Here is a 22,727-nt window from a genome sequence, read left to right as displayed (position 1 = left end):
TCAGCCAGTTCCAGTCACGACACCGCAGCCGACGGCCCACCGCCGGGTGTCCAGGTGCGCCACGAAGGGTTGACGCAATGACGCCGAACGCCGCCTCCTCCGGACTGAGCCGGAGAAGTTTCCTCGCCTCCACGGCGGTCGCCACCGCAGCGGTGGCCGGGGGGATGCCGCTCCTCACCGCCTGCAGCGACTCGGGCAGCGGCGGGAAGCGGGACGGGGCCACGTCTGGCAAGGCCGCGGACAAGATGCTTCCGGCGTACGTCGCCAGCACGGTCGCCCAGCCGGACATCCCGTCGAAGAACGGATCGGCGGCGGGCTACACCGGCAAGGTCGACCTCCCGGCCCTCGCCTCCTCGGTCCCGACGAAGCTCGGCACCGGCGCTCCCCTGGAGGTCATGGCGCCGCTCTGGGGCACCCCGCCGAAGCCCGGGTGCGCCTACTACACCGCGCTCGACGCCGCCGCGGGAACCCGGATCACCTGGCAGAACCAGGACGGCAACACCTACGGCGAGAAGCTCGGCGCCGTACTCGCCTCCAGTTCCGTACCCGACATGGTGGTCGTGCCGAGCTGGGAACTGGTCGGCAAGATCTCGAGCGCCGTCACCGCGAAGTTCATGGACCTCGGCCCGTACCTGGCGGGGGACAAGGTCAAGAAGTACCCCAACCTCGCCGCGATCCCGTCCGACTCCTGGCGCATGAGCATCTTCGGCGGCGCGCTGCGCGGGATTCCGATGCCCGCCGCCGCCGTCCCCAACATCGTGCCCTTCTACCGCAAGGACGTCTTCGACAAGAAGGGCTACACCGTCCCCACGTCGGCCGAGGAGTTCCTCGGCTGGGCCAAGGAGGCCACCAGCGCCAAGGCCAAGGTGTGGGCCTGCGGCGACATGAGGTGGTCGGCGGCGGGCATCTTCGGCGTCCGCCCGGCCGGGTCGCTCGGCTGGAACATCGGGAGCGACGGCAGGCTGACGTACCGCATCGAGCACCCCGAGTACCTCGAACACCTGGAGTGGGTGCGCAAGTTGTTCGCCGCCGGCGTCGTCCACCCCGACGACAGGGCGAACACGGGCGACGCGAGACAGCGGTTCACCGCCGGCCAGATCCTCGTCTACAACAACGACATGTCCTCCTGGTACGGCCAGACGGCCGAACAGGCCAAGTCCCACCCGGACTTCCGGACCTCCGGCATGGACTACTTCGGCGCCGACGGCGGCAGCCCGACCCTGTACGCCGGCCAGCCCGCCGGCATCTGGTCGATGATCAGCAAGGACGCCTCGAAGGAGACGGTCGAGAACGCGCTGGCAGCCGCCAACTTCGCGGCGGCGCCGTACGGCACCAAGGAGCGGATGTTCGTCGACTACGGCGTCGAGGGCACCCACTACACCGTGGAGAACGGCGCCCCGATCAAGAACGACCGGGGCATCCAGGAGGTGAACAACGCCTGGGTGCTCCTCGCGGCCCCCGCGCCCTACCTCGCCCATCCCGACCTCCCCGACATCGCCCGCATGCAGGTCGAGTGGCAGCAGCGGCAGGGCGCCTTCGTCAAGAAGACGTCCACCTACGGCATGAACATCGTCGAGCCGACCCGGTTCGCCACCCTCTCCAGCCAGTTCGAGCAGCTGGAGATCGACTTCGTCCGCGGCAACAAGAAGCTCTCCGACATCCAGCAGGCCATCTCCACCTGGAAGTCCTCCGGCGGCGACAAGCTGCGCGACTGGTACAAGGAGCTCCTCGACAAGAACGGCAGCGGCAACTGATGTCCCTCACGGCCGGGAGCAGGCCCGAAGGGACGCGACCCCCCGCGGCCGCAGGCGCGGCCGGGGCGACGCGTGCGGGAAGGGCCACGCGTACGGGACAGGCGACGCGTACGGGAAAGGCGGCGCGTACGGCAAGGGCGGGCAAGGTCCCCTTCCGGGTCCGGTGGCGCCGGGACCGCGCGCTCATCCTGATGACGTCACCCGTCATCGCCCTGCTCCTGCTCTTCAACTACGTCCCGCTGCTCGGCAACGTCGTCGCCTTCCAGGACTACGACCCGTACGTCTCCAGCACCGGCATCACGGCGATGTTCCACAGCCCGTGGGTGGGCGCGGAACAGTTCGCGCGGATGCTCGACGACCCGCTGTTCTGGAGCGCCACGAAGAACACCGTCGTCCTGTTCGTGCTCCAGCTGGTGCTGTTCTTCCCCGTCCCCATCGCGCTCGCGCTGGTCATCAACAGCGTGGTCCGGCCGCGCGTGCGGGCCGTGGCGCAGGCGATCATGTACCTGCCGCACTTCTTCTCGTGGGTCCTCGTGGTCACCGTCTTCCAGCAGATCCTCGGGGGCGCGGGCATCATCGCCCAGACCCTGGAGGACCACGGCTGGACCGGCTTCGACCTGATGACCGACGCGGACCTCTTCAAGTACCTGGTCACCGCGCAGGCCGTGTGGAAGGACGCCGGCTGGGGGATCATCGTCTTCCTCGCGGCGCTGTCCGCCGTCAGCACCGACCTGTACGAGGCCGCCGCCATGGACGGCGCGGGGCGCCTGCGACGCATGTGGCACGTCACGCTGCCCGCGCTGCGCCCGGTGATAGCCCTGCTCCTCGTCCTCAGGGTGGGGGACGCGCTGAGCGTCGGATTCGAGCAGTTCCTGCTCCAGCGGTACGCGGTCGGGGCCGGGGCCAGCGAGGTCCTCGACACCTACGTGTGGAACATGGGCATCCAGAACGGCGACTTCAGCTACGCGGCCGCGGTCGGCCTCGCCAAGGGGCTCATCGGAGTCTGTCTCGTCCTGGGCGCGAACAAGTTCGCGCACCTGCTCGGCGAACAGGGGGTGTACAGGAAATGAGCCTCGACACACGGCTCGTCCGCAGCCTCAAGGCCCCCGCCCGCCCCGTGTGGGAGGAGCCGCCGAGCAGGGCGGGACTCACCGCCAAGGGCGGCTTCCTCACACTCTGCTGTCTGGGGGTGCTCGGTCCCCTCTGGATCGTGATCGTCACCAGCCTCTCCCCGAAGGCCGTGATCGACCAGGCCGGCGGGCTCGTCGTGATCCCGCAGGGGATCACCTTCGTCAACTACACGGAACTGCTGAGCGGCGGGCAGGTGAGCCGGGCGATCATGGTCTCGGTGGGCGTCACGCTCTTCGGCACGCTGTTCTCGATGACGGTGTCGGTGCTGGCGGCGTACGGCCTGTCGCGACCGGGGAGCCTGGGCCACCGGTTCTTCCTCATGACCATCATGGCGACCATGTTCTTCGGGGCCGGCCTCATCCCGACGTACCTCCTGGTGCAGTCGCTGGGCCTCACCGACACCTACCTGTCACTGATCCTGCCGAGTGCCGTCAGCGTCTTCAACATCCTCGTCCTGCGGGCCTTCTTCATGGGCATCTCGCCCGAACTCACCGAGTCGGCCCGCATCGACGGTGCCGGTGAGGTGCGCATCCTGCTGACCGTCATCATGCCGCTGTCGCGCGCGGTGCTGGCCGTCATCTCGCTGTTCTACGCGGTCGGCTACTGGAGCGCGTGGTTCAACGCGTCCATCTACCTCAGCGACCAGGAGATGATGCCGCTCCAGAACGTGCTCATCCAGCTGGTCCAGAAGAACACCGAGGCCCCCAGCGGCCTCCAGCAGGCCGTGCGCACCGGCCAACTCTCCTCGCTGGGGCTCCAGATGGCCGTCATGGTCCTCGCGCTGATCCCGGTCGCGGTCGCCTCCCCGTTCGTCCAGCGGCACTTCAAGAAGGGCATGCTCACCGGCGCCGTCAAGGGCTGAGGCCCTGGCCGCTCCCACGCGGCGGGGCCGTGCACGGACACGGCCCCGCCGCCCCGGTCCCCGCTCGCTCTCCCCCTTTCGTCAGGACAGAGGTATGTCATGAGCAGGTTCCACCTCAGCAGGCGCTCCGTTCTCGCGGGCTCCGCCGCCGCCGCGGCGGCCGTCTCCCTGCCCGCCGTTCCGGCGCAGGCGCGGAACGCCGCCCCCTCGGCCGCCGACGCCACCGGCTACCGGTGGCGCACCGCCGTCATGGGCGGCACGGGCTTCGTCAGCGGCGTGCTGTTCCACCCGTCGGTACGAGGGCTCGCCTACGCCAGGACCGACATCGGCGGCGCCTACCGCTGGGACGACCGTACCGACCGCTGGATCCCGCTCACCGACCACCTCGGCTGGAACGACTGGAACCTCCTCGGGGTGGAGGCCATGGCCGTCGACCCGGCCCACCCGAACCGGCTCTACCTGGCCCTCGGCACGTACACGCAGCCCTGGGCGGGCAACGGGGCCGTGCTGCGGTCCGAGGACCGCGGCGCCACCTGGGAGCGGACCGACCTCGCCGTGAAGCTCGGGGCCAACGAGGACGGGCGCGGATGCGGCGAACGACTTCTCGTCGACCCCCGGAACAGCGACACGCTGTGGCTCGGCACGCGCCACGACGGGCTGCTCAGGTCGACCGACCGGGGAGCCACCTGGCAGCCCGCGGAGTTCCCCGCCGCCCCGGGCCCCACCGGCCAGGGCATCACCCTCCTGGTCGCCGCGGGCCGAACCGTCTACGCCGGCTGGGGCGACTCCGACGGCACCGCCGACCACCCCAACCTGTACCGCACGTCGGACGGAAGGACCTGGGAGCCGGTACCGGGACAGCCGGCCGGCACCGCCGCGAAGGTGCCGGTCCGTGCCGCGTACGACCGCCTCACCCGGGAGCTGTACGTGACGTACGCCAACGCGCCCGGCCCCAACGGCCAGTCCGACGGCAGCGTGCACAAGGTGCGCACGGACACCGGCAAGTGGACCGAGGTCACCCCCGTGAAGCCCGGCGGGACGACCGGCGACGGGGGGACCGACGCCTTCGGGTACGGCGGCGTGGCCGTCGACGCCCGTCGGCCCGGGACGCTCGTCGTCTCCACCAACAACCGCTGGTCCGCGATCGACACCGTCTTCCGCTCCACCGACGGCGGCCGCACCTGGACGTCCCTGAAGGACACCGCCGTGCTCGACGTCTCCGAGACCCCCTACCTCAAGTGGGGTGACGAGAAGCCCAAGTTCGGCTGGTGGATCCAGGCCCTCGGCCTCGACCCCTTCGACTCCCGGCACGTCGTCTACGGCACCGGCGCGACCCTGTACGGCACGCGCGACCTCACGCACTGGGCGCCGCAGATCCGCGGCCTGGAGGAGACCGCCGTCCTCTACCTGGTCTCGCCACCGGCCGGCGAGGCACATCTGATCAGCGGCAACGGCGACATCGGCGTGATGTACCACGAGTCGCTCACGGCCTCCCCCTCGCGCGGCATGGCGTCGAACCCCGTGTTCGGATCGACCACGGGGCTCGCCCAGGCCGCGGCCCGACCCTCGTACGTCGTGCGCACCGGCTGGAGCGGGGGCGCCAACGGCGCCTCGTCGCACGACGGCGGTCAGACCTGGTCGCCCTTCGCGTCGCAGCCGGCCGCCGCCAGGAACGCGCCGGGCCCGATCGTCACCAACGCCGACGGCGGCGTGCTCCTGTGGTCCCTCGGCTCCGCCAACCCGGCGTACCGCTCCACGGACGACGGCGCCACCTGGTCCGAGGCCGCCTCCGTTCCGCCGGGCGCCGTCCTGGTCGCGGACCCCGTCGACCCGGCGCGCCTCTACGCGTACGACACGGCCGCCGGCACGGTCCACGCCAGCACCGACGGCGGCCTGACCTTCACCGTCACGGCCACCGGCCTCCCCTCCGGCGACTCGCAGTACCAGCTGACCGCGGCACCCGGCCGCTCCGGTGACCTGTGGCTCAGCGCGAAGGAGGCCGGTCTGCACCGCTCCACCGACGGCGGCGCCACCTTCACCGCGGTCGGCACCTGCCAGTCCTCGCACACCCTGGGCTTCGGCAAGGCCGCCCCCGGCGCCGCGTACCCGGCGATCTACCTTGTCGGCGCGACCGAGGGCTTCAACGCCGTCCACCGCTCCGACGACGAGGCGCGGAGCTGGGTGCGGATCAACGACGACCGGCACCAGTGGGGCTGGACCGGCCGGGTCGTCACCGGTGACCCGCGTGTCCACGGCCGGGTCTACCTCGGCACCAACGGGCGCGGCGTGCAGTACGGAGACCCCGCCTGATGCCCCGCCTGAACGACGCGACCCGCGGCCGCCTCCTCTTCGGCGGCGACTACAACCCGGAGCAGTGGCCCGAGGAGACCTGGCACGAGGACGTCCGCCTGATGAAGGCCGCCGGGGTCAACTCGGTCACCGTGGGCGTCTTCTCCTGGTCGACACTCGAACCTGAGCCGGGTGCGCGGGAGTTCGGCTGGCTGGACACCGTGATGGACCTGATGGGTGACCACGGCATCGGCGTCGTCCTCGCCACCCCGACCTCCTCGCCCCCGCCCTGGATGGGCCGCCTGCACCCCGACACCCTGCCCGTCACCGAGGACGGCCGCACCGAGTGGTGGGGCGGCCGCCAGCACTTCTCCCACTCCAGCGCCACCTACCGGCGCTACGCCGCCGCCATCACCGAGGACCTCGCCGCCCGCTACGGCGGCCACCCGGCGCTGACGATGTGGCACATCAACAACGAGTACTGCACCGTCGACCACGGCGACGAGGCCGCGGCGGCCTTCCGCCGCTGGCTGCGCCGGAAGTACGGCAGCCTCGACGCCCTCAACAGGTCCTGGGGAACCGCCTTCTGGAGCCAGGGCTACGACACGTGGGACGGCATCCTCCCGCCCCGCTTGCCCCACTACATGCGCAACCCCACCCACGTCCTGGACTTCTGGCGCTTCACCTCCGACATGCTCCTGGAGTGCTTCGTCGCCGAACGCGACATCGTCCGCCGCCACACCCCGGACACCCCGGTCACCAGCAACTTCATGCCGTTGTGGGTGGGCCAGGACGGCTGGCGGTGGGCCGAGGAGGAGGACGTGGTCTCCGTCGACATCTACCCGGATCCGCGCGACCCGCTGGGCGCCCAGAGCGGCGCCCTCGTCCAGGACCTGACCCGCTCCCAGGCCCGCGGGCCGTGGATGCTCATGGAGCAGGCCGCCGGGCCCGTGAACTGGCGGGGCGTGAACCACCCCAAACCCCGGGGCCTCAACCGGCTCTGGTCCCTCCAGGCCGTCGCCCGGGGCGCCGACGCCGTCTGCTACTTCCAGTGGCGGCAGTCCCGGCAGGGAGCCGAGAAGTTCCACTCCGGCATGGTCAGCCACGCCGGCGAGGAGGGCCGGACCTACCAGGAGGTCAAGCGGATCGGGGCGGACCTGGAGCGGATCGCCGCCGAGACAGCGGGCCGGACCGTCACCGCCGACGTCGCCGTCCTGCACGACTGGGACGCGTGGTGGGCCGGGGAGCAGGACGGCCGCCCGTCCGGCCGGGTGGAGTACCCGGAGGTCCTGCACGCCTGGCACCGCGCCCTCTGGCAGGCGCACCTCACCACCGACTTCGCCCATCCCGAGCACGACCTGACGCCGTGGCCCGTGGTCGTCGTGCCGCAGCTCTACGCCCTCACGGACGCGGCGATCGACGGACTCCTCGCCCACGTCCGCAGGGGCGGCACCCTCGTCTGCGGCTTCCAGACGGGCGTCGCCGACGAGGACGACAGGGTCCGCGCAGGCGGCATGGACCCCCGGCTGCGCGAGCTGTTCGGCATCCGGACCCTGCACGAGTGGTGGCCGCTGGACGAGGGGGAGACCGTCACCTGCGAGGGCTTCACGGCGTCGCTGTGGTCGGAGGAGCTGGAGGCCGACGGATCCGCCGACGAGAGCCTGCCGTACAAGGGCGGCGAGCTCGACGGGCTGCCCGCCGTGCTCCGCAAGGGCCGTGCCTGGTACGTCTCCACGCTCCCGGAGCCGGAGGCGCTGCGCGACCTCTTGTCCCGCGTCGCCGCCGCCGCGGGCGTCCGGCCGGTGCTCGACGGCCTCCCCGAGCAGGTCGAGGCCGTCCGCCGGGGCGAGGCGCTGTTCGTGCTCAACCACGGCCGCGAACCGGTGACCGTCGAGGTGCCCGGCACGCACCGCGACCTCCTCACGGGGACGTCCGTCACCGACCGGGTCACCCTCGGGCGCTACGGCGTGGCGGTGCTCCGGCCGTGACCGCGGGCGAGGGGGCGCCGCGACCGTGACGGTCGCGGCGCCCCCTCGTACGGCTTCACCCGTCCACGCGTCAGGGCGCGGAACCGGAGCTGGACCGCACCGTCAACTCGGGTGCGATCAGCGAGACCTCCTTGGTGACGCGGCCGTCGATCTTGGCGACCAGCCGCTCCACCGCCAGCCGTCCCAGCTCCTGGGCCGGGATGGAGACCGACGTCAGCCGCACCGAGGCCTGGACGGCCACCTGTTCCGGGCAGATCGCGACCACCGAGACGTCCTCGGGGACGGCACGGCCCTGCCGGCGCAGCAGGGCGAGCAGCGGCTCGACGGCGTGCTCGTTCTGCACGACGAACCCCGAGGTGCCCGGGCGCTCGTCGAGGATGCGGGTGAGGACGGCGGCGATGGCGTCGTAGCCTCCCTCGCACGGGCGGTGCAGCACCCTGAGATCCAACTCCCGCGCGCGGGAACGGATTCCGGACAGGGTGCGCTCGGCGAAGCCGGTGTGCCGTTCGTAGACGGCGGGGGCCTCGCCGATGACGGCGAGGTCGCGGTGTCCGAGCGCCGCCAGATGGTCGACGCACAGGGCGCCGGTCGCCCGGAAGTCGAGGTCGACGCAGGTCAGCCCCGAGCTGTCGGCGGGCAGGCCGATCAGCACGGACGGCTGGTCGGTGCCGCGCAGCAACGGAAGCCGCTCGTCGTCGAGTTCGACGTCCATGAGGATCATCGCGTCGGCCAGCCCGCTGCCGGTGACGCGGCGGACCGCCTCGGGTCCCTCCTCGCCGGTCAGGAGCAGTACGTCGTAGCCGTGCGTCCGGGCGGTCGTGGCGACCGCGATGGCGATCTCCATCATCACCGGTACGTACATGTCGGTGCGCAGCGGAACCATCAGCGCGATGATGTTCGACCTGTTGCTGGCGAGGGCCCGCGCACCCGCGTTGGGGTGGTATCCCAGCTCGCGGATGCTCTGCTCGACCTGCAGCCGGGTGGCCGCGGAGATGGGGCGCTTGCCGCTGAGGACGTAGCTCACCGTGCTCGCCGACACTCCGGCGTGCCGGGCGACCTCGGCGAGGGTTACCATCCAGCTCTCCCGGCTCGTGAAGCGCTTCGATCATGTGTGGGGCGTGCGTGTGAGGCTCTTCCCCCGTCTCACGCGCACGCCGACCCTAGCTCCGGCCCGGAGTGTTGTCCATCCTGTTGTCGAAGCGCTTCGACAGTGCGGCGAGGCCTCGTTCAGTCGTCGAGGGGCTCGTAGTCGAACCAGTCGAAGCGGACGGTGCCCTCGGTGACGTACATGCCGATGACCCGGCCGGTGAATCCGCCGGCCACCTCCGTCGAGAGGTAGCGCCCGTCGAGGGTCGCGAGCTCGGTGAACACGCCGTCGGGCCCCTCGAAGCCGAGCGTCACGACGTCGGGGCCCGTGCAGGGTCCGTACGGTGCCGGGTCGCGGGTGATCCTGACGGCGAGGACCACCGGACCGGCGGGCACGGCCCGCGTCGCCACGACCGTGCGCAGGGAGCCGACGCGGGCGACGGCCCGCACCTCGCCGCCGGACACCTCGACGGCGTAGTGGTGCCGCTCGTCGAGCCGGACGGCGAGTCCGCCGCTCCCCTCCGCCGGGTCGACCAGCGTGCGCGCCCGGCACGCGAGGTGCTGCTGACGCCGGCCGGTGAAGACCACGTCCGGCTCGTCCAGGGAGCGTCCCCGCGCGCGCAGGGTCAGCAGGCCGGGGCGCTCCTTCGTCGTGCAGAGCTCGGCCGGCCGGTCGCGCAGGGAGATCCAGGACGGGCGCAGCTCGGGGAGGTCGAAGTCGTCCCGCCGTTCCTCGGCGGGCCCGGGGGAGAGCGGCCACGGGAGCGCGGGGAGGTCAAGGGCGACCTCGCCGACGACCGGCCAGCCGTCCTCCCAGGCCACGGGGGCCAGGAAGGTCTCCCGGCCGAGCACGTGCCAGCCCGGCGTGCCGCCGCCGGGGCGGACGCCGAGCAGCACCATCCACCAGGAGCCGTCGGGCCCCTGGACCAGGTCGGCATGGCCGGTGTTCTGGACGGGGTGGTCGGTGCCGCGGTGGGTGAGCACCGGGTTGGCCGGGCACGGCTCGAACGGGCCGGCGGGCGTGGGGCCGCGGGCGATCGAGACGCCGTGGCCGCGCTCGGTGCCGCCCTCGGCGATGAGGAGGTACCAGTAGTCCCCGATCCGGTACAGGTGCGGCGCCTCCGGGGCCTTGGCGCCGGGCCCGCCGGACCAGAGGCGCCGCGGTGTGCCGTACGTGTGTCCGGTGGACGGGTCGATGCGCACCTGCGAGACCCCGGCGACGGTGCACCAGCAGGTGCCGTCCTCCTCCCACGCGAGGTCGGGGTCGATGCCGGGGACGCCCGGTGCGTGGACGGGGTCCGACCAGGGTCCGGCGGGGTCGGTGGCCGTGACGACCAGGTTGCCGCCGCCCTCGGCGCAGTTGGTGACGATCAACCAGAAGCGGCCGTCGTGGTGGCGCAGGGTGGGGGCGTAGATCCCGCCGGAGGCCGGCACGGAGGCGGGCAGGCGCAGCTGCTCGGGCCGGTCCAGGGCGTTGCCGATCTGCGTCCAGTGCACCAGGTCGCGGCTGTGGAACAGGGGGACGCCGGGGAAGTACTCGAAGCTGGAGCAGGCCAGGTAGTAGTCGTCGCCGACGCGGCAGACGCTGGGGTCGGGGTGGAAGCCGGGGATCACGGGGTTGGCCGGGCGCGGGTCCGGCCGGTGCGGTGCTGACACCCGAGGGTCCTCTCGTCGATGCGTGATCAGGACGTGGCGCGACGGCGCTTCGGGGAGCGCCGGGTCCGTGAGTGGTTGCTCCGTGCGCGGGGCCGGGCGTCTTCGCGCCGACGTCGGCGGCCGTCCGGCGTGCGGCGGAACCGTGTGCGGGGAGCGGTGAAGGGGAACCGGCGCTCCGCGGAGCGGGCGAGTCGCCGTGCCTGCCGCCGTCGTCCCGGGCGGCCTCGGACTTCCGGCTGTCGGAGTCCGTGCGGTTCCGTCGCAGGAGAGTAGACAGGCGCCAAGTACCCGTCAAGGGTGACCGCATGCCGCTAGGGGGTCGCGCTCCCGCGTGCGGCGGGTCCGGCGGTACGGATCCCACGGGGCGACGCCCCGAGCTCGCGTCGGCACGCCTTGTTGAAGGCCTGCAGGTCGGGGATGCCCACCGACGCGGCCACGGCGGCGACGGAGAGCGTGGTGGCCCGCAGGAAGTGGTGTGCGCGTTCCATTCGGCGGGCCCGGATGTACCCGACGACGGTGTCCCCGGTGGCGGCGCGGAAGAGCCTGGTCAGGTGGTTGTGGGAGACGCCGGCCGCCCTCGCGATCTCCGGCACCGTCAGGGACTCCGAGAGCCGCGCCTCGATCAGGGCCGTCGCGGTCGCCACCGCCGGATGGACGGCCCGGGCGCTCTGCTCCCGCGGCGGGGGGAGCAGGGCGATCCGCCACAGGGCGGCCCACACCTCGGCGGTGGCGCGGGCGGGGGTGCTCGGCCAGGCGGCCAGAGCCTGCCGCAACTGTGCTTTCAGGGTGTCGAGTTCGGGCCCCGCGCGCTGGATCACCGGAACGCTGTGGGGCGTTCCCGCCGAGCCCAGCCGGAGGTGGGCGTAGAGGTGCTCGGAGCGTCCCCGGTACCGGTAGCGCACCTCGGCTCCGGGCGGTACGAGGCTGACGCGTCCGGGGCGGATCGCGTGCGCGGTGCCGTCGACCGTCAAGTCCGCTTCGTAGTCGTAGAGGTGGAGCTGCCACATGTCCGGAAGCATGAACACGTCCACCTGGCCGGCCGGGCCGTGGACGCCGACCCCGAGGGCGGCGAGAACGGGGGGCTCGTCGAGATGGGCGAGGACCGTCTGCACGGCCACGAGTTCTACCACGGCCGGCGCCACGGTGAAAACCGACCAGTGGAGGGTGAGCGCGGCCCACGCGACGCGCGGCGGCCGGTCCTAGCGTGGCGGCCATGGAGAACGGACGAGAACGGTTGAACTCCGTGCAGATGGCGCGTTTCGTGGCGCGCGGGTCACTGCGACTGGACGCGGTGGTTCCGGCGGACATGAACACCGAGGGCCTGGCGGTTCTGGCCGACGGCGTGCCGCCCGTGCCGTACGGGACACCGCTGTCCGACGCGTACGCGACGGGCTCCTTCGTGCGCCGACTGCTGGAACTTCCCCGGGTCGCGGGGGCCCTGACCAGCCTGGTCGGTCCGGATCCCTGGGTGGACCACCACTTCGTGCACACCCGCGAACCGCACGGGGGCGAGGCGCAGCCGCTGCACGGGGACGCCGTCATCGACGTCAGGCCGGACGCCTTCGACGTCCAGGTGATGTACTACCCGCAGGCCGTCACGTCGGAGATGGGCGGAACGCTCACCGTGCCGGGCAGCCATCTGCGGCGGACCAACGAGTCGGACACGGGCCGCTACCAGAACCTGCGCGGTCAGGACCGGTTGGTCTGCCCGGCAGGCACGGTGGTGCTTCTGCACCACGGCATCTGGCACGGGGGCCGGCGCAACGACAGCGACACCCCCCGCCACATGTTCAAGATCCGCTTCAATCCCCGGGTGCGTCAACGGCGTCTGTGGGACACCTCGGACCTCCGCGACCCGCGGGTGGCGGAGGAGTTGAACGTGATGTTCCCGTGGTACGAGGGCGCGACCGGCCGCCTGGAGCGGTACAACCGCATCCTCCTGTGGCGGGAGCTCACCGGCGACGCCGGCTTCGACCTCGACCACTGGGTGACCAGGGTCTCCAACCGTCCGAAGGGGACCGTGGCATGACGAGCGAAGGAGACGGCGACACCACCCGTGCCGCCCTGGCCGCCGAAGCCGGCGAGGCTGCCGAGGCCACGGTTCCGCGCCAGCAGGTGCTCGTGCTGTACCTGTCGACTTCGGCGCTGGACTCCGCCGTCGTCGGCTGGTCGCGTTACGACGGCACCGGCCGCACCTCGCCGACCACGGGCGACGGCGACGAGCCGCCGTACGAGACGGGAGTGGCCGCGCTGCGGGACGGCTGGCGGCTGTTCCAGGCGGCCCAGTTGATCCCGCCGTACCCGGGCCACGAGTACGACGTCTCGTTCCTCAAGCACGAGTTCTTCTTCGAGCGGATCGTCGACCACTTTCTTCGCAGGCTTCATTGACAGGTCACACAGGCGAATGCGACCGTCGAAGCGCTTCGACGAACGGCTACCGTAACCAGCTCGCCCGAGGGGTTTCCACGTGAGTTCCGCGCCCGCGTCCGCATCCGAGGCATCCGAGGCATTTGATTTCCGTGATCCCGCGCTGCCGCTGCAGAAGCGCGTCGACGACCTGCTGTCACGGCTCACGGTCGACGAGCGGATCGCGATGCTCCACCAGTACGTGCCGGCCGTCCCGCGGCTCGGCGTCGCGGCCTTCCGCACGGGCAGCGAGGCCCTGCACGGCGTCTCCTGGCTGGGGGAGGCGACGGTCTTCCCGCAGGCCGTCGGCCTCGGCGCCACCTGGGACGAGGACCTCGTGCGCAGGGTCGCCGAGGCCGTCTCGGTCGAGCTGCGGGCCTTCCACCGCCACCGCACACCGCCGACCGCCCCCGACCGCGCCCCCATCAGCCTGCAGGCCTGGGCGCCCGTCCTGAACCTGCTGCGCGACCCGCGCTGGGGGCGCAACGAGGAGGGCTACTCCGAGGACCCGGTGCACACCGCCCGGCTCGGCGAGGCGTACTGCCGCGGCCTGGCCGGCGACCACCCGACCTACCTCCGGACCGCTCCCGTGCTCAAGCACTTCCTCGCCTACAACAACGAGGACGACCGCTGCACCACCTCCTCCGGAGTGCGCCCGCGCGTCCTCCACGAGTACGACCTGGCCGCCTTCCGGCCGGTCGTCGCCTCCGGCGCCGCCACCGGCGCCATGGCCGCGTACAACCTGGTCAACGGCCGTCCCTGCCACGTCAGTCCACTGATCGAGACCGAACTGCGCCGCTGGGCCCGGCCCACCGGCCACGAGCTGTTCGTGGTCAGCGACGCCGAGGCCCCCTCCAACCTGGTCGACCCGGAGCACTACTTCGACGACCACGCCGAGTCCCACGCCGCCGCCCTCAAGGCCGGCATCGACAGCTTCACCGACCACGCCGAGGACAGCGCCACCCCGGTCGGCCGGCTGCGCGAGGCGCTGGAACGCGGCCTGGTGGCCCAGGACGACGTGGACCGCGCGGTGCGCCGACAGCTCGAACTCCGTTTCCGGCTCGGAGAGTTCGACCCGGATCTCGATCCGTACGCCGGCATCGGCCCGGAGGTGGTCGACTGCCCCGACCACCGCGCCCTGGCGCGGCACGCGGCGGCCGAGTCGGTGGTGCTGCTCAAGAACGACGGGCTGCTGCCGCTCGACCCGGCGCGGACTCCGCGGATCGCCGTCATCGGCCCACTCGCCGACACCCTGTGCGAGGACTGGTACAGCGGCACCCTGCCCTACCAGGTGACCGTCGCCGACGGCCTCGCCGCAGCACTCGGCGCCCACGGCGGCGAGGTCGTCCGGGTCGAGGGTTCCGACTGCGTCGCGCTGCGCTCCGCCACCAGCGGCGAACTCCTCGGCAAGACCGCCTTCGACGTGACCGACTGGGGCGGCGGCATGCTGACACTCCGCGCCGCCGAGACCGGCCACTACCTCACCCTCAAGGACGACGCCACCGTGGCGGCCGACCGGACCGGACTCAAGAACTGGGAGGTCCACGAGACCTTCCGCCTCGAACCCGCCGGGGAGGACGCGGTGCTGCTGCGCTCCGTGTTCACCGGCCGCTACGCCGCCGTGGACCCGGCCGACGGCCGCGTCACCTTCACCGCCGACGCCCCGGACGCCGCCGAACACTGGGAGCGGGAGCTGCTGCGCGACGGCGCCGCCGAGGCCCGCGCGGCCGCCGCCACGGCCGACGCGGCGGTCGTCGTCCTCGGCAACCATCCCATGGTCAACGGCCGTGAGACCGAGGACCGCGCGGACACCGCCCTGCCCGCGGGGCAGGAGGAGCTGCTCCGCACGGTCGCGGCCGTGCGCCCGGAGACGGCGCTCGTGGTGATGAGCAGCTACCCGTACGCCGTCGACTGGGCCGACGAGCACCTGCCCGCCGTGGCGTGGACCGCCCACGGCGGGCAGGAGACGGGCCACGCGCTGGCCGCCGTGCTCCTCGGCGCGGCCGACCCCGCCGGGCGCCTCCCGCAGACCTGGTACCGGGGCGACGATCCGCTGCCGGCCCCGCTCGACTACGACATCGTCAAGGCGGGCTGGACCTACCAGTACCACCGGGCCGCGCCCCTCTACCCCTTCGGCCACGGCCTGTCGTACGCCGACCTCTCCTACCGCGACCTGCGGCTGTCACGGCGGTCGACCGGCCCCAACGGCGCCGTCGACGTCACGGTGACCCTGTCCAACGGCGGTGCCCGGGCCGGCAGCGAGGTGGTGCAGCTCTACGTCCGGGCGCTGGCCGCCCGGCACGAGGCCCCCGCGCGGAGCCTGGCCGACTTCCGCAAGGTGCGCCTGGAGCCGGGGGAGAGCCGCGAGGTGACCTTCCGGCTGCCCGTCGACCGGCTCGCCCACTGGGACGTCGCCGCGTCCGCGTTCACCGTCGATCCCGGCCCGTACGAGATCGTCGTCGCCCGCTCGGCCGGTGACCCGGTCCTGACCGCACCACTGACGGTGACCGGGAGGGCCCCGGCGCGCCGGACCGTCGTGGCGCGGCGCACCCCGGCGGTCGACTTCGACGACTACGAGGACGTCCGCCTCGTCGACGCCACGAGGACCGACGGTGACGCGGTCACGCCTGCGGGCCCCGCGCGTCCCGGCACCCTCCACTTCCGTGACGTCGACCTCTCCGGGGCCGTCCGGATCGAGGCCGAGACCGCCCGCGAGGACGCCGGATCCGGCGAGGCACGCCTCGTCGTCAGGGCGGGCGACCGGGTGCTGGCCGAGCTCGAAATCCCCGTCACCGGTGACCGCTACGCGTGGCGAACCGTCGCAGGCGAACTGGCCTCCCCACCGGAGGGCGTCCACGACCTCCGGCTGACCCTGCACGGCGACTTCCGCCTCTCCGGCTTCCGCCTAGGCACCCCGGACGAGACCGACTGAGCACCGCCGCCCGACCGGGGGAGGATCCGCCGCCGCCCCCGCTCCTCCTCGTCCGCCGCCCAGCACAGGAGCATCGGCATGGAACCGCTCACCACGCCCCCGGGAACCGCGGCTCCGACGCCGGCCGACCCGGGGCAGGCGACGGACACCACCGTCACCGTCGACTTCTCCGCCGTCGGGCACCCTCTACGGGATGTCCGAGGACGGCGCGCAGCCGCCGGAGCACTTCTACCGGGACATCAGGTGGAGGTTCATGCGCGCCGGCGGCGCCCAGCTGGACGCCCCGGGCGGCTGGGCCGCCGGCACGTACGACCGCCGGTGGAACTCCACCCGCGACCAGTACCGGTGCACCGAGGCACGGGGCCGTCGTCCCGCCGCACGACCCGCCGGGCGACCCCGTCGCCGACGCCGACGCCGGCAGGGCCGAACTGGCGGCACGGTCGATGACCACGAGCCGTCCGTTGCAGGTGAACGAGTACGCCGCGGACACCAGGCAGAATCCCGTGCCGCGGCGGTCGGTACATCGCCCGTCCGGAGCGCGCGGCGGCGGACGGCATGCGCGCCGACTGGGCCTGGGGCGCCGACCCGCACGACTGCGCGGCGAGCCTGCTCACCAGGTCGGGGGGCGGGTGCCTGCCCCTGGGGGAGTGGCACCTGTACCGGTACCACGGCTCGCAGCCGGCTCCGTCGTGCACCTCACGCCCAGCACATCCGGCACATCCGGCACGCCCGGCAGGGGCATCGACGGGGTTGCGACGAAGGACAACTCGGCGCGCAGCGCCAAGATCCTGCTGGGCAACAGCGGCAACAGCGGCAACAGCGGCAACAGCCGCACAACGCCGGCGGTCCGGTGACGGGCCCGGTCCACGGAACAACGACCGTGGCCGCGTCCCCCTTGACGGTCAGCGTCAGGTCGGAGACGGTCTCCGGACGCGGCGGACGGCCACACCGTGACCCTGCTGCCCCGTCGAGCACCACCGTCCACCGCCCACCGACACCCCACTCGTGCCGACCGACGCCGCGCGGGTGGCACGTAGCAGAGGGCCGCACCCCTCGGCGGCCATGGAGAGGGGTACGCCGTGGACAGAGCCGTACGGACGAAGCGGCTGCTCGACGCGTACGGGCAGACCGACGCCGAGGAAGCGGGAATCACGCTCCGCGACGAACCCGCCCTGTCCCGCAGCGGTCTTCAGGTCGATGCCTCGTCGCGGTACCGGGACGGTGGGACTCCGTAGCGGGCCAGGAACGCCTTGCGCATGGCCTCCGCGGTGCCGAAGCCGCAGCGGGCGGCCACCGACGCCAGGGGGAGTGAGCTCGACAGCAGCAGATGCGCGGCCGTCTCCGTGCGGACGCCCCGTACGTACCGGCCGGGCGGCACCCCGAGGCACCTGGTGAAGAGCCGCGTGAGGTGACGGGCAGTCATCCCGGCGCGGGCGGCGAGGGCGGGCGTGCTCAGGTCGTCGTCGGGGTGCGCGGCGATGTAGGAAGCCAGGATGCGCACGGTGTCCTCGCGTGGTGGCGGCGCCGTGGTGAACACGCTCATCTGGCGCTGGTCGCCCGGGCGTTGCATGTGGACGACGAGGTGCCGGGCGACCTGACGGGCCTGCTCGGGCCCGTGGTCCTCTTCTATGAAGGCCAGGGTCAGATCCAGGGCGCTGGTGATGCCGGCCGACGTGTACACGTTGCCGTCGCGGATCCAGAGGGGCGCCGCGTCCACCCGTACGTCCGGGTAGCCGTCCGCCAGGAGCGGGGCGAACCGCCAGTGGGTCGTGGCCCGTCGGCCGTCCAGGAGGCCGGCCGCCGCCAGCACGGCCGCGCCCGTGCAGACGGACGCGACCCGGCGGCTCTCCCGGCTGAGGCGCCGGACGTGGCCGACCAGCCGGGGATCCGCGGCGAACCGCTCGACACCCAGCCCGCCCGAGACGACGAGCGTGTCCAGCGGCCCCTTGGTCCGCTCCAGGGACTCGACTCCGGCCAGCGTGAGCCCCGTACCGCATCGGACGGGAGCGCCGCCCGGAGCGACGAGCCGTACGCGGTACGGCACAGCGGGGTCCCCGAGGGCGTTGGCCAGGGCCAGGCCGGTGGTGACGCAGGCGATGTCGAGCAGTTCGGCCGACTCGAAACCGACGACGGCGACGACCCGTTCAGCGCGATCCCCCATGTGCCGACCCTAGTCCGCGCGAACGTCGACCCCAAGGGGCCGCCCGCCACTGGGAGTTGTCCACCTCCGGAGGACGCGCGTCCCAGAGGGCGCACATCCCGGAAGGACGGACATCCCAGGAAGACGGACATCCCGGAAGGACGGACATCCCAGGAAGACGGACATCCTGCGGGCGAACCGGCCGCCGGCGCGGAGCCGGGCCGGACAGTGGGGCGCATGACGACGATCCGGTTCCTCGCACACCGCTGGCCGACCTGGCTCGCGCTCGCCCTCGCCCTGGCGACCTTCGCCGACGGGCTTCCGCCCGCCTCCTTCCTCGCCGCCCTTCTCGTGGTCATGCCGCTGTGCTATCTGGCCTTCGGTGCCGTACGCGGCGACCTCGGCGAACGGCGGACGCTCGCCGTCCAGACCGCCGGTCTCGTCGCCTTCGGCGCGTGGGCCGCGACGGCTCTCCTCCTGGACGGCGGGAATGCGCTGTACGTCGTCGCGGTCGGCTGGTTCGGCCACGCCCTCTGGGACTTCGCGCACCACCGCGGCGGCCGTGTCGTCCCCCGTGCCTGGTCGGAATGGTGCGGCGTGGTCGACGCGTCGGGTGCTGTGGCGATCTTCCTCATGGCCTGACCCCCTTGGCAGGAGAACTGGAGTTCTCCTAGGATGGGGAGCGCGACGAGAACGATCGTTCTCGTCGCTCGAGGCTTTGCAGAGGAGTGCGTGTCATGACCGAACAGCGTCCCCCGTTCCCGCCGTTCACCCGCGAGGCGGCGATCGGCAAGGTGCGCGGCGCCGAGGACGGCTGGAACACCCGCGATCCCGAGAGGGTCGCCCTCGCCTACTCGCCGGACTCGCGATGGCGCAACCGTGCGGAGTTCGTCACCGGCCGCGACGAGATCAGGAAGTTCCTGGCCCGCAAGTGGGACCGCGAGCTGGACTACCGCCTGATCAAGGAGCTGTGGGCGTTCGACACGCACCGCATCGCGGTGCGGTTCGCCTACGAGCACCGCGACGACTCCGGCCAGTGGTTCCGCTCCTACGGCAACGAGAACTGGGAGTTCGACGACAACGGCCTCATGCGCACGCGTCACGCGAGCATCAACGACCTGCCGATCGCGGAGGGGGAGCGCAAGTTCCACTGGCCGCTGGGTCGCCGCCCCGACGACCACCCGGGCCTGTCCGATCTCGGCCTGTAGCCCCCGGTGGAGTCCGCTGCGGCCCGGAATGTGCGGGGCCCGGCGTCGCCGGGCGGCCTGTCGGCCCCTTCGTGTGCGCAGGCGTCCTTCTCGCGGGCGTCCTTGACGCCGCGTGCGACCCTCCCGGTCCCCCTCGCGGTCCCGGGGGAGCCGCACGCGGACGAGGCAGACGTTAAACGCTCATGGCATCCATTTTCAATGGCCCGTCCGGATCTAGTTGAACATGAATGTCATCAGCTACTGTGTGCCCGCTCGCGCCGGGCGACCTCCGGGCGGGCGGGGCGCGTCCGCCGGATCCCGGTGGACCAGGAGCGAGGGGGCGCGGCGTGGCCGAGAGCTCGGCAGTTACGGCGACGGCATCACCACCACGCCCCGACCCCCCGGACGCGGCGGTCGCCCCGAAGCCGCGGCACCGGGCGAGGGTCGGAGCGATCGGATCGATTCCGGTCGGGGCCGCGTTGGTCATGGTGCCGGTCGGCCCGTGGCTGGAGCGGGTGCTCGGGCTCGCGGCGATCGGGGCGTGGCGGACGCTCCTGCTCGCCATCGTGGTGCAAGGCGTACCGTTTCTGCTGCTCGGCACCGTCGTCTCGGCGGCCATCGGCGCGTTCGTCCCCGCGAGGGCCTTCTCGAAGATCCTGCCCCGCAACCCCGTCCTCGCCGTGCCGGTGGCCGGTGCCGCCGGCGTCGTGCTCCCCGGCTGCGAATGCGCCTCGGTACCGGTCGCGGGCAGCCTGATGCGGCGGGGCGTGGCGCCGGCGGCGGCACTGACGTTCCTGCTGGCCGCGCCCGCCGTCAACCCTGTGGTGCTCGTCTCGACGGCCATCGCGTTCCCCGGCAGTCCGGAGATGGTGGCCGCGCGGTTCGGCGCTTCCCTCGTGACGGCGGTCGCGATGGGCTGGCTGTGGATCAGACTGGGCCGCGAGGAGTGGCTGAAGCTGCCGACGGGGCACGCGGAGGCCGCGCCCGGATCGAGCCGCCTGGCCGCCTTCCGCCGCGGCCTTCAGCACGACTTCCTGCACGCGGGCGGTTTCCTGGTGGTCGGCGCCATGGCCGCGGCGACCTTCAACATCCTCGTACCGCCGTCCGTCCTCGAGGTGTTCTCGGACTCGCCGTGGCTCGGCGTCCTCGTGGCGGCGGTCCTCGCGGTGCTGCTGTCGGTCTGCTCGGAGGCGGACGCGTTCGTCGCGGCCTCGTTCACGGGCTTCTCGCCCACCGCCCGCCTCGCCTTCATGGTGGTCGGGCCGATGGTCGACATGAAGCTCATCGCCCTGCAGTCGGGGGCCTTCGGGCGAGCGTTCGCGGTGCGGTTCTGCGCCGCCACGTTCGTCGTGGCCGTCCTCTGCTGCGTACTCGTCGGAGGCGTACTGCTGTGACCGGACGACCCCCCGCCCCCGTGGAGGAGCGGCGCCCGCTGAGCGAACTGGGCCTGCCCCTGCTGCTGGTGCTCACCGGTGCGGGCCTGCTGCGCGCCACCGTGGGCAGTGACGTGTACCTCCGGTACGTGAAGGAGGGGCTGTGGCCCTACCTCGTCGCGTCCGGGGTCCTGCTGGCCGTCCTGGGCCTGGCGGGGATCGGGGCCGAGGTGGCGCGCCGCCTGCGGCAACCGGTGCTGCGAAGGGACGCGTCCGGCCGAAGGTACTGGCACCATCCGGCCGACGGCCATGGGGAGGGCCACGGCGAGCACGGTCACGGTGACGGGAGTGATCACGATCACGATCACGATCACGATCGCGGGCACGGGCGCGGGCGCGGGCACGGGCATGGGCGCGGGCACGGCGGAGGCTCCCGCGTCGCCTGGCTCCTCGCCGTCCCGGCCCTCACCCTCCTCTTCGTCGCGCCACCGGCGCTGGGCTCGTACACCGCTTCGCGGGAGGGCGGGACGGCTCGCGTCGAGAGGACCGCCTACGAGGAACTGGCGGACGCGCCGACCACCCCCATGGCGCTGGAGGAGTTCATCGGCCGGACGATGTACGACTCGACGGGTCTGCGCGGCCGCAAGATCCGTCTCATCGGATTCGTCACCGCCGGCGAGACTCCGGACACCTGGTACCTCAACCGTCTGAAAGTCGGCTGCTGTGCGGGTGACGCGCGGACGCTGCGCGTGGAGATGCGTGGCGTCACGGCACCGGCCGACGACACCTGGGTCGAGGTCACCGGTGTGTGGAGGGCCGCTGACGTCGCTCCGGACAGGCCCGTGCCGATCGTGGAGGTCGGCGTGCTCAAGTCCGTGGCGGAGCCGCGCAATCCCTACCAGGACGCGCCGCCGACGGACTCCTGAGTACCGGGGCCGGGGTGCGCGCCCCGGCCCGTTGGCCGGTCAGGCCGGGTACGTGAGGGAGCCCAGCGGAGGGCAGGGGCCGAGGAGCGACGAACCGGCGCTGGGACGTTCGACGAAGGCCCGGGCCTCGGCCGCCCGTTGGCGCCGGGTGTCCAGCGCGTCGGCGTGCCAGGCGTCGAGCGCGGCCCTCGGGCGGTCCCATGAGCCGTCGATGAGATCGAGGCTCGTGATTCCGGAGCTCCGCTGGAACTCCGCCTTGAGAGCCGCCCGTTGGAGCGCGGACTGAAGCGCGGCGAGGTCCACGCGGGTGGCCAGGACGCCCTGGGTGTGCGGTTCGCGGGTGGGCAGCGGGGCCTGCGGGAGAGGGGACACGCCGGTGTCGAGGCGCCCGACGTTGTCGACCGTCGCGTCCCGCGCGTCCCTCACGGCGATCCGCATCTCCTGATGCAGCCAGTACAGCTCGTCGAGGTCGTCCTCGGTGATGCGCATGCGCCGGTAGAGCGCCTGGAAGCGCGGAGCGTGGTGAAGGGGGAGCGCGGGGCCGGCGTGCAGGGCCACGCAGTCGTTGTAGCCGGCCGCCACCGCGGCTTCGAGGTGGGAGATCGCCCGGTCCGCGCGCCCCTGCACGAGGGCCGTCCCGCTGAGGTTCGCGTGGGCCGCGGCGGCTATCCACGCCCCGTCGGGTCCCAGCGCGGAGCTCCGTGCGACGACGTCGTGGAGGCCCGGGACGATGTCGGAGGTCCCGTCACTCACGTGGGTCACGAGCAGGTCGTGAAGGCGGGCGACGAGCGAGTGGACGGTGTCGGCCATGGATCTCCTCGGTCCTGGGCGGTGAAGAGCGAGGACGGCCGCGGTGCCGGTGCGGGAGCCGCCCGTCGAGGAAAGACGCACGGCGGGGTGGAACGGTTGCGCGGGACGGGAGTTGCCAAGGGGGAATGGGTGGGCGCCGGACCCCTCGCAGAAGATGTTAGCGCTAACATTGCCTGCGGAGCAAGCG

Annotated in this window: 18 protein-coding genes; 13 read left to right on the top strand and 5 right to left on the bottom strand. The window is 72.5% G+C overall.

The annotated features are described in order from the left end of the window. Positions 1-77: 77 nt before the first annotated feature. From AB0G79_RS11655 to AB0G79_RS11635, 5 genes are all read left to right on the top strand, one after another. A complete protein-coding gene (locus AB0G79_RS11655; RefSeq protein WP_360803972.1) occupies positions 78-1,754 on the top strand; it encodes an extracellular solute-binding protein in 1,677 nt (558 codons plus the stop codon). Further along, on the top strand, positions 1,754-2,824 hold the full coding sequence (locus tag AB0G79_RS11650) for an ABC transporter permease subunit (RefSeq protein ID WP_360803969.1): 1,071 nt from the start codon (positions 1,754-1,756) through the stop codon (positions 2,822-2,824). Before AB0G79_RS11655 ends, AB0G79_RS11650 begins: the two co-directional genes overlap by 1 nt. Beyond that, complete coding sequence (locus tag AB0G79_RS11645) at positions 2,821-3,747, top strand: carbohydrate ABC transporter permease (protein WP_360803966.1); 927 nt, start codon at positions 2,821-2,823, stop codon at positions 3,745-3,747. The genes AB0G79_RS11650 and AB0G79_RS11645 overlap by 4 nt, the downstream gene beginning before the upstream one ends. A gap of 99 nt (positions 3,748-3,846) precedes the next feature. Continuing rightward, complete coding sequence (locus AB0G79_RS11640) at positions 3,847-6,057, top strand: 1,4-beta-glucanase (RefSeq protein WP_360803963.1); 2,211 nt, start codon at positions 3,847-3,849, stop codon at positions 6,055-6,057. Further along, positions 6,057-8,024, top strand: coding sequence for a beta-galactosidase (locus AB0G79_RS11635; protein WP_360803960.1), 1,968 nt, complete (start codon positions 6,057-6,059; stop codon positions 8,022-8,024). Before AB0G79_RS11640 ends, AB0G79_RS11635 begins: the two co-directional genes overlap by 1 nt. A gap of 70 nt (positions 8,025-8,094) precedes the next feature. On the opposite strand, the gene AB0G79_RS11630 is transcribed toward AB0G79_RS11635, so the two are convergent. From AB0G79_RS11630 to AB0G79_RS11620, 3 genes are all read right to left on the bottom strand, one after another. Continuing rightward, on the bottom strand, positions 8,095-9,099 hold the full coding sequence (locus AB0G79_RS11630) for a LacI family DNA-binding transcriptional regulator (RefSeq protein WP_360803957.1): 1,005 nt from the start codon (positions 9,097-9,099) through the stop codon (positions 8,095-8,097). Between the two features lie 152 nt (positions 9,100-9,251). Beyond that, on the bottom strand, positions 9,252-10,766 hold the full coding sequence (locus AB0G79_RS11625) for a glycoside hydrolase family 43 protein (protein ID WP_360803954.1): 1,515 nt from the start codon (positions 10,764-10,766) through the stop codon (positions 9,252-9,254). Positions 10,767-11,077: 311 nt separating this feature from the next. Next, positions 11,078-11,884, bottom strand: a complete 807-nt coding sequence (locus AB0G79_RS11620) for an AraC family transcriptional regulator (RefSeq protein ID WP_360803951.1) — start codon at positions 11,882-11,884, stop codon at positions 11,078-11,080. Between the two features lie 95 nt (positions 11,885-11,979). On the opposite strand from AB0G79_RS11620, the gene AB0G79_RS11615 reads away from it, so the two are divergent. From AB0G79_RS11615 to AB0G79_RS11600, 4 genes are all read left to right on the top strand, one after another. Beyond that, positions 11,980-12,795, top strand: coding sequence for a phytanoyl-CoA dioxygenase family protein (locus AB0G79_RS11615; RefSeq protein ID WP_360803948.1), 816 nt, complete (start codon positions 11,980-11,982; stop codon positions 12,793-12,795). Then, positions 12,792-13,154, top strand: coding sequence for a hypothetical protein (locus AB0G79_RS11610; RefSeq protein ID WP_360803945.1), 363 nt, complete (start codon positions 12,792-12,794; stop codon positions 13,152-13,154). Before AB0G79_RS11615 ends, AB0G79_RS11610 begins: the two co-directional genes overlap by 4 nt. Before the next feature lie 79 nt (positions 13,155-13,233). Further along, a complete protein-coding gene (locus AB0G79_RS11605) occupies positions 13,234-16,104 on the top strand; it encodes a glycoside hydrolase family 3 C-terminal domain-containing protein (protein WP_360803942.1) in 2,871 nt (956 codons plus the stop codon). A gap of 689 nt (positions 16,105-16,793) precedes the next feature. Further along, positions 16,794-16,958 carry a hypothetical protein gene (locus AB0G79_RS11600; protein ID WP_360803939.1) on the top strand — a complete coding sequence of 55 codons (165 nt, stop codon included), beginning with the start codon at positions 16,794-16,796 and terminating at the stop codon, positions 16,956-16,958. Positions 16,959-17,293: 335 nt separating this feature from the next. Here AB0G79_RS11600 and AB0G79_RS11595 read toward each other — a convergent pair whose 3' ends face one another. Next, positions 17,294-18,265 carry a helix-turn-helix domain-containing protein gene (locus tag AB0G79_RS11595; RefSeq protein WP_360803936.1) on the bottom strand — a complete coding sequence of 324 codons (972 nt, stop codon included), beginning with the start codon at positions 18,263-18,265 and terminating at the stop codon, positions 17,294-17,296. 216 nt (positions 18,266-18,481) lie between these two features. Between AB0G79_RS11595 and AB0G79_RS11590 the strand changes: the two genes are divergently transcribed. From AB0G79_RS11590 to AB0G79_RS11575, 4 genes are all read left to right on the top strand, one after another. Further along, the gene (locus AB0G79_RS11590) at positions 18,482-18,886 is read left to right on the top strand and encodes a hypothetical protein (protein WP_360803933.1); all 405 of its coding nucleotides are present in this window, start codon (positions 18,482-18,484) and stop codon (positions 18,884-18,886) included. A gap of 95 nt (positions 18,887-18,981) precedes the next feature. Beyond that, positions 18,982-19,452, top strand: coding sequence for a nuclear transport factor 2 family protein (locus AB0G79_RS11585; protein ID WP_360803930.1), 471 nt, complete (start codon positions 18,982-18,984; stop codon positions 19,450-19,452). A 326-nt stretch (positions 19,453-19,778) separates the two neighbouring features. Continuing rightward, entirely contained in the window at positions 19,779-20,825 is a 1,047-nt protein-coding gene (locus AB0G79_RS11580; protein ID WP_360803927.1) for a permease, read from the top strand. After that, positions 20,822-21,730: a TIGR03943 family protein gene (locus tag AB0G79_RS11575; RefSeq protein ID WP_360803924.1), complete on the top strand. Its 909-nt coding sequence runs from the start codon at positions 20,822-20,824 to the stop codon at positions 21,728-21,730. The genes AB0G79_RS11580 and AB0G79_RS11575 overlap by 4 nt, the downstream gene beginning before the upstream one ends. Positions 21,731-21,769: 39 nt before the next feature. Here the strand turns inward: AB0G79_RS11575 and AB0G79_RS11570 are convergent, their stop codons facing one another. After that, positions 21,770-22,540 carry a hypothetical protein gene (locus AB0G79_RS11570; RefSeq protein ID WP_360803921.1) on the bottom strand — a complete coding sequence of 257 codons (771 nt, stop codon included), beginning with the start codon at positions 22,538-22,540 and terminating at the stop codon, positions 21,770-21,772. Positions 22,541-22,727: the final 187 nt, after the last annotated feature.

It is taken from the genome of Streptomyces sp. NPDC020807 (genome assembly GCF_040641575.1).
In the GTDB taxonomy this organism is placed as follows: domain Bacteria; phylum Actinomycetota; class Actinomycetes; order Streptomycetales; family Streptomycetaceae; genus Streptomyces.
This window is presented reverse-complemented; position numbering and strand designations above follow the sequence as displayed.